This is a genomic window from Pseudomonas sp. PB106, from assembly GCF_009764645.1.
Classification (GTDB): Bacteria; Pseudomonadota; Gammaproteobacteria; order Pseudomonadales; family Pseudomonadaceae; genus Aquipseudomonas.
The window spans coordinates 1-7,610 of the sequence record NZ_RWIM01000044.1 but is presented as its reverse complement, the minus strand read 5'-3'; the positions used below and the strand labels follow the sequence as shown (position 1 = coordinate 7,610).

General features: G+C 59.1%; 6 protein-coding genes. 5 read left to right on the top strand and 1 reads right to left on the bottom strand.

Going from position 1 to position 7,610, the window contains the following annotated elements:
* Positions 1 to 190 precede the first annotated feature (190 nt).
* The 3 genes from EJA71_RS06140 to EJA71_RS06130 all read left to right on the top strand — a co-directional run bounded on the left by EJA71_RS06140 (position 191) and on the right by EJA71_RS06130 (position 3,048).
* Positions 191 to 1,252 (top strand): Gfo/Idh/MocA family protein, encoded by a 1,062-nt coding sequence (locus EJA71_RS06140; RefSeq protein WP_158955199.1) that lies wholly within the window; start codon positions 191 to 193, stop codon positions 1,250 to 1,252.
* Between the two features lie 2 nt (positions 1,253 to 1,254).
* Entirely contained in the window at positions 1,255 to 2,070 is an 816-nt protein-coding gene (locus EJA71_RS06135) for a sugar phosphate isomerase/epimerase (protein ID WP_158955197.1), read from the top strand.
* Positions 2,071 to 2,169: 99 nt separating this feature from the next.
* Complete coding sequence (locus EJA71_RS06130) at positions 2,170 to 3,048, top strand: DMT family transporter (RefSeq protein ID WP_158955196.1); 879 nt, start codon at positions 2,170 to 2,172, stop codon at positions 3,046 to 3,048.
* A gap of 124 nt (positions 3,049 to 3,172) precedes the next feature.
* Here EJA71_RS06130 and EJA71_RS06125 read toward each other — a convergent pair whose 3' ends face one another.
* The gene (locus EJA71_RS06125; RefSeq protein WP_158955194.1) at positions 3,173 to 4,510 is read right to left on the bottom strand and encodes an MFS transporter; all 1,338 of its coding nucleotides are present in this window, start codon (positions 4,508 to 4,510) and stop codon (positions 3,173 to 3,175) included.
* Positions 4,511 to 4,869: 359 nt separating this feature from the next.
* Between EJA71_RS06125 and quiC the strand changes: the two genes are divergently transcribed.
* The gene (gene quiC / locus EJA71_RS06120; RefSeq protein WP_158955192.1) at positions 4,870 to 6,771 is read left to right on the top strand and encodes a 3-dehydroshikimate dehydratase QuiC; all 1,902 of its coding nucleotides are present in this window, start codon (positions 4,870 to 4,872) and stop codon (positions 6,769 to 6,771) included.
* A 101-nt stretch (positions 6,772 to 6,872) separates the two neighbouring features.
* Positions 6,873 to 7,550, top strand: coding sequence for a TetR family transcriptional regulator (locus tag EJA71_RS06115; protein ID WP_158955190.1), 678 nt, complete (start codon positions 6,873 to 6,875; stop codon positions 7,548 to 7,550).
* The last annotated feature ends 60 nt before the right edge of the window (positions 7,551 to 7,610 follow it).

Here is a 7,610-nt window from a genome sequence, read left to right as displayed (position 1 = left end):
ATCTTTTGATTTTTAACGACAAGATCAAAAGATCGCAGCCTTCGGCAGCTCATACAGGGGATTTTTTGTTTCAGTCCAAAAATGTGCGGTGTTCGCACGATTTTCGAGCCAACGGGTTTTGGATTCTGGAACTCGGTTCTAAATTGTTTGCGGAGTGTTATTCCGAGAACAATCACAAAAGGACCGCCCCTTGAATTCGCCCCTTCGAATCGCCCTAGTCGGCGCCGGCAACATGGGCCAGCAACATTTTCGGCACCTGCAAACCCTCACCGAAGCGACGCTCTGCGCAGTGGCTGACCCTGGGCCGCAGGCGCAAAGTCTTGCGGCTGAATGGGGTGTAAGGCATTTCGCCGATCACCGTCAGATGCTCGAACTCATCAGGCCAGACGCGGTAATCGTTGCCAATCCGAATAATCAGCACGTCGCTACGGCGCTCGATTGTCTGGCGGCGGGTGTGCCGGTGTTGCTGGAGAAACCGGTCGGCGTGCATTTGGAGGAGGTCGCTGAGCTGGTCGCAGCGGTCAAGCGTACGGGCGTGCCGGTACTGGTCGGCCATCATCGACGCCATAATCCGCTGATCGCGCGTGCCCATGAGTTGGTGCAGAGCGGGGCGCTCGGGCGTCTGACCACGGTTACGGCGCTGTTCCAGTTGCGCAAGCCGGACAGCTACTTCGAGATCCCGTGGCGCCGTGAACCGGGCGCCGGGATGTTGCTGACCAACCTGATTCACGACCTCGATTTGCTCCGGCACCTGTGCGGTGAAGTGCGCTCGGTACAAGCGATCACCGACAACGCCGTGCGTGGTTTTGCCAATGAGGACAGCGCGGCGGTATTGCTGCAATTCGAGGGCGGTACGTTGGGCACCTTGAGCGGATCCGACGCAGTCGTGGCTCCGTGGAGTTGGGAGCTCGATTCCGGCGAGAACCCCGCGTATCCGCGCCAGGCTGATCAGCCGTGCTATCTGCTCGCCGGGACTGCCGGCGCGTTGAGCATTCCGCAGCTCAAGCGTTGGCATTACGCCGCTGATCAGGTCGATGCCGGTTGGCATGAACCCTTGTTGCTGGTCGAAGAGTCCTACAGCGGTGACGAAGCTTTGCGCTTGCAGTTACAGCATTTCGTACGCGTAGCGCGGCGTGAGGTCGAGCCGCTGGTCAGTGCCGCGGATGCCGCCCGCACCCTTGCACTGATCGAAGCCATCCGCGAAGCCGCCGCTACTGGCCGTGCTTGCGCCCCTGCACTGATCGAGGCTTGAACATGAGCGAACGAATCCTGTCCCTGGCCAGCCTGACTGTGCTGGAGTTATCGCCGCCGCAAATGGTCGAAGTCGCTGCGCGTGCCGGTTACAGCCACGTCGGCTTGCGTCTGGAGCCGGCGACGCCTGAGGAATATCACTTTCCGTTGGTAGCCGATGGTGATTTGCGTCGGCAGACCTTGGCGCATTTGCGTGACACGGGCATCCGCGTGCTCGACGTGGAAATCCTCCGTCTGAAACCGCAAACCGTCGTCGCCGATTTTGAGAAACTTCTGACGGTCGGCGCGGAATTCGCCGGGACTGAATTGCTGGTCGCTGGTAACGATCCTGACGAGCAGCGTCTGACAGATAACTTCGCGGCGCTGTGTGATCTGGCTAAGCCCTACGGTTTGCACCCGCATCTGGAGTTCATGCCCTGGACTGATGCACGCAACCTTGAGCAGGCGTTACGCATTGTCGAAAACGCCGACCGGGAAAATGCGGCGGTGCTGGTGGACGCGTTTCACTTTGATCGCTCGGGTTCGCGGCTGGAGGATCTGGCGGCCATAGCACCGTCGCGCCTGCGCTATGCGCAATTGTGTGACGTGGCGGGGCCGAGACCGTCGGACATGGCCGAGATCTTGCGTCAGGCGCGCAACGAGCGGCGGTTTCCCGGCGAAGGCGATTGCGACTTGCTCGGGTTGTTGAAAGCGTTGCCGGCTAATATTCCACTGAGTCTGGAAATTCCCACGGTGAAATTGCTGGAGCAGGGCGTGAGCGGGTTGCAGCGGGCGCAGATGGCGATTGATAGAACCCGGGAATTATTGGCGCGGCTGTAATCGGTGCTGCGCACCTTTCGCGGGCAAGCCTGCTCCCACAGGGGGAGGCGAGCCTGTCCGCGAAGCTTTTGATCTTTTATGGCAACACAAGGACATTCAATGACCGTCAGCACCCCGCTCTCCGGTGTCAACCAACCCTTCAAGGGGATCTTGCTGATTGTCGTGGCAACCTTCCTGTTCTCCAGCCACGACGCGCTGTCGAAATACCTGTCCGGTTTCTATCCGATCGTGATGGTGGTGTGGGCGCGGTACCTGGTGCACACGTTACTGATGGCGGGGATTTTTCTGCCGCAGTCCGGGTTGCGCGTCCTACGCACCAAGAAGCCGTTATGGCAGTTGACCCGCGCACTTTGCCTACTCGGCACCAGTCTGTTTTTCACCACGGCGCTGTTGTACATCCCGTTGGCGGAAGCCACGGCAGTCAACTTTCTCGCGCCGGTTTTGGTGACGGCATTGTCGGTGCCGCTGCTCAACGAGCGAGTGACCCGTGGCCAATGGATTGCGGTGATCTGCGGCTTCATCGGCGTGCTGATCATCGTCCATCCCGGCGGAGAATTGTTCACTCCGGCGGTGCTGTTGCCGTTCTGCTCGGCGCTGTTCTTCTGCTTCTATCAACTGCTGACGCGCAAGCTCGCCGAAATCGACAGCCCGACCACCAGCAATTTTTTCGCCGGTCTGTGTAACACGCTGGTGATGAGTGCGCTGGTGCCGTTCTTCTGGCAGGTGCCGACGCTGACCCACGCCGGGCTGATGCTGGCGCTGGGCAGCTGCGGGATGACCGCGCATCTGTTTCTGACCCAGGCATTCCGGCATGCCGCACCGGCGTTGCTGGCGCCGTTCGGTTATTGCCAGATTGTGTTTGCCGGTTTGTTGGGCTGGTTGCTGTTCAATCACACGCCGAGTCTGTTGACGGTGATCGGCATTGCGGTGATCTGTTGCAGCGGACTGGCGGCAGCGTGGCAGCAGAGCCGCCGCTGAAGAAACCACAAGCCCCTGTGTAGGAGCTGACGAGTGAAACGAGGCTGCGATCTTTTGATCTTCAACATCAAGATCAAAAGATCGCAGCGTGCCGCAGCTCCTACAAGGGGATGGTGTAGGCAGATTACTCGGTGACGGTAGGAATCTTGCGCGGTGCCATGAAGTACATCCACGTCAGCGCAATGAAGTACATCGCCGGAATCAGGGTGAACAACACGGTGTAGTTGTTGTTGGTCACGGTCAGGATATGGCCAACGATCTGGGTCATGAACATCCCGCCGATCGCTGCGCACATGCCGCCGAAACCGAACACCGTACTCATCATGTGCTTGGGCGTGTAGTCCATCACCAGGCTCCAAATGTTCGCCGTCCAGGCCTGGTGCGCACCGATGGCCAGAGAGATCGCTGCCACTGCAACCCACAGATTCGCCGAGCCGGCAGCCATGACCACGCCGATGATGCAGCAGGCGAACAGGAACATCGACAGCAGCCGCGCCTTGATCGAGTTCATCCCGCGACCGATCAGGAACGAAGACAGAATCCCGCCACCGACGCTGCCGAAGTCAGCTGTCACATAGATGATGATCAGCGGAATACCCATCTGGGTCACGTTGATGCCCAGGTTGTATTGCTGATTGAGGAACGGCGGCAGCCAGTACAGATAGAACCAGAACACCGGCGCGGTCAGCGAGTAGGCGAGGGCGAAGGCCCAGGTGCCGCGCATGCGCAGGATTTTCGAGAACGGTACGCGGGCCTGTTCCGGTTCGACTTCTTTCTGGATGTAGTCCAGTTCGGACTGTTTGACGCTCGGGTGATCTTCCGGGTTGAAGTACTTCAAGCCCCAGAACAGCAGCCAGATCCCGCCCAGTGCCGACATGCACAGGAACGCCGCTTGCCAGCCCCAGACGTGGAGGATCAGCGGCAGCAGCATCGGCGTGAACATCGCACCGACGTTGGTGCCGGCGTTGAAGATGCCGGTGGCGACTGCGCGCTCGCCGGCCGGGAACCACAGGCGCGTGGTTTTCACGCAGGCCGGGTAGTTCGCCGCTTCGGTCAGGCCGAGGATGAATCGGCAGACCATGAAGCCAACCGCCGAAGTCGCCAGACCGTGAGCACCGGTAGCCAGGCTCCAGAGCAGCACGGCGCAGAAGAACACGCGTTTGACGCCGACCCGGTCGATCAGTCGACCTTGCAGGACGAAACCGATCGCGTAGCCGACCTGAAACCAGAAATTGATGTTGGCGTAATCCATCGCCGTCCAGCTCATTTCCTTGGCGAGGATCGGCTGCATGACGCCGAGGGCGGCGCGGTCGATGTAGTTCAGGGTGGTGGCGAAAAACACCAGCGCCAGCATGCCCCAACGGGTCTTGCCGACGGCCATGGCGCCGCGGATCTTGTCGCCGATGCCACCCGTGGCAGTGCTCATGGCCGGAGCCATGCGGGAAGTCTGTGAAGGAATCATGTGTTCCACCCGTTTTTGGATTTGTTATTTGGTGTGCTTTTTTTCTTTGCACGCTGCGACCGGTGGTTCAGATCCGGACTCAATGTGCGGTCGATGTTGGGCAGTGGACGAAAAATCGTCAATTCGCCAAACCGCCATTGTGTTCGATAATCGCACGCAAAACTAACCGGGTAGTACACTTTAAATTGCTGCCGCGATCGATGCAGCCAATAATTTCCCTACTATAAAAACCATCCCATGCAGGAGCTGACGCGGGCTGCGATCTTTTGATTGTGCTGTTTCGGCAATCAATATCAAACCATCGCAGCCTCCGGCAGCTCCTACATAAAGATCAAACGGCGCAGTCCGGGAGTTGAATCATGCAGCGTTCCATTGCCACCGTTTCCTTGAGCGGCACCCTGCCGGAAAAACTCGAAGCCATCGCCGCCGCCGGGTTCGACGGGGTGGAGATTTTCGAAAACGACCTCCTGTACTACGACGGCAGTCCGCGGGAAATTAAACAGATGTGCGCCGATCTCGGCATCGCCATCACTCTGTTTCAGCCGTTCCGCGATTTCGAAGGCTGCCGCCGTGATCGCCTGGCGCGCAATCTTGAGCGCGCCGAACGCAAGTTCGACCTGATGCAGGAACTGGGCACCGACCTGGTGCTGGTCTGCAGCAACGCCTCGGCCGACAGCGTCGGCGATCAACAAATTCTAGTCGATGACCTGCGTCTGTTGGCCGAACACGCCGGTGCGCGTGGCTTGCGCATTGGTTACGAAGCGCTGGCGTGGGGCCGTCACGTGAATACTTATCAACAGGTCTGGGATATCGTGCGCCAAGCCGATCATCCGAGCCTCGGCGTGTTGCTCGACAGCTTTCATACGCTGTCGTTGAAGGGCGATCCCCGCGCCATCGCCGATATTCCAGGCGACAAGATCTTCTTCGTGCAAATGGCTGACGCGCCGATCCTGCAGATGGATGTGCTGGAGTGGAGCCGGCATTTCCGTTGCTTCCCGGGGCAGGGCGAATTCGATTTGCCGGGCTTTCTCGCGCCGATCATTCAGAGCGGTTACACCGGGCCGCTGTCGCTGGAAATCTTCAACGACGGCTTCCGCGCCGCGCCGCCACGGGCCAATGCCGCCGATGGTTTGCGTTCGCTGCTGTATCTGGAAGAGAAGACTCGCCAGCGTCTGGAGCAAGAAACCCAGCCTGTGGCCAATCGCGAAATCCTCTTCGAAACACCGAAGGCCAGCGAGTACAACGGCATCGAGTTTCTCGAATTCGCCGTCGATGAAAGCCTCGGCGCCAAGCTGTCGAACTGGCTGGAGCGTCTCGGCTTCGTCAAGGCCGGGCAGCATCGCTCCAAGAGCGTTAGTCTGCTGCGTCAGGGCGATATCAACCTGATCCTCAACTCCGAACCGTATTCGTTTGCTCACAGCTTTTTCGAGGCCCACGGCCCGTCACTGTGTGCCACCGCCGTGCGGGTCAAGGACAGTGCCAGTGCGCTGGCCCGCGCCGTTGCTTATAAAGGTCAGCCCTATCGCGGACTGGTCGGCCCCAACGAATTGGAACTGGCGGCGGTGCGCGCGCCGGACGGCAGCCTGATTTATCTGGTCGATGAACTGGCCGATGTCTACGGCACCGATTTCAATCTGCTGGCGGACGCACCGGCCCGTGGCGGTCTCAAGCGTATCGACCACATGGCGATGGCACTGCCGGCCGACAGCCTCGACAGTTGGGTGTTGTTCTACAAGAGCCTGCTGGATTTCGAGGCGGACGACGAAGTGGTGCTGCCCGATCCGTATGGTCTGGTGAAGAGTCGTGCCTTGCGCAGTCGCGACAGTTCGATTCGTTTGCCGCTGAACATTTCCGAGAACCGCAACACCGCGATCTCCCACGCGCTGTCGAGTTATCGCGGCTCGGGCGTGCATCACATCGCCTTCGATTGTGACGACATCTTCGCCGAAGTCAGTCGCGCCAAAGAGGCCGGCGTACCGCTACTGGATATCCCGCTCAACTATTACGACGATCTCGCTGCACGCTTTGATTTCGACGACGAATTCCTCAGCGAGCTGGCGTATTACAACGTGCTCTATGATCGTGACGCGCAGGGCGGCGAGTTGTTTCACGTGTACACCGAGCCGTTCGAAGGGCGCTTCTTCTTCGAGATCATCCAGCGTAAAAACGGCTATGCCGGTTACGGCGCGGCCAATGTCGCGGTGCGTTTGGCGGCAATGGCCAAATCACGCAGTGGCGCCGTTCGCCAGGCGAAGTTGTAGGAAATTCGTAAACGCGGGATTAAACACGGCTCGCGCGGCTTCCTTCACTGTGCGGCGCGGCCCATAATCGCCGCCTGTGCAGTGATGGCCGTGAGCCCGCAATGACGATGAATACAGAACTTACCGCAGCTACTGAAGTTTCCGCTGTAGAGCCGCGCAAGAGTCGCAAGAACAACCCGGAAAAGACCCGCGAGAACATCCTGCAGGAGGCGATCGTCGAGTTCGTCCAGCAGGGTTTGTCGGGGGCTCGCGTCGACGCGATCGCTGAGCGTATCCATACCTCTAAACGCATGATCTATTACTACTTCGGCAGTAAGGAGCAGTTGTACGTCGAGGTGCTGGAGAAGCTTTACGGCGACATCCGCAGCACCGAAAACCGTCTGCACCTAGCGGAGTTGGCGCCGGTCGAGGCGATTCGCCGATTGGTCGAATTCACTTTCGATCACCACGACCGCAACGTCGATTTCGTACGCATCGTCAGCATCGAAAACATCCACAATGCTGAATTCGTGAAGCGCTCCGATGCGATCAAGGCGATGAACAACACCATTCTCGATTCACTCGGCGAGATTTTGCGTCGCGGTGCGCAAGAGGGTGTATTCCGTGCGGGGCTGGATGCGCTGGACGTGCATCTGCTGATCAGCTCGTTCTGCTTCTATCGCGTGTCGAACCGGCACACATTTGGCGAGATCTTTCAGATTGACCTGCCGGATGAAGGCATCAAACAGCGTCATCGCGAGATGATTTGCGAATCGGTGTTGCGTTATCTGCAGGCCTGACAATCAAACGATCGCAGCCTTCGGCAGCTCCTACACCGATCTCTGTAGGAGCTGCCGAAG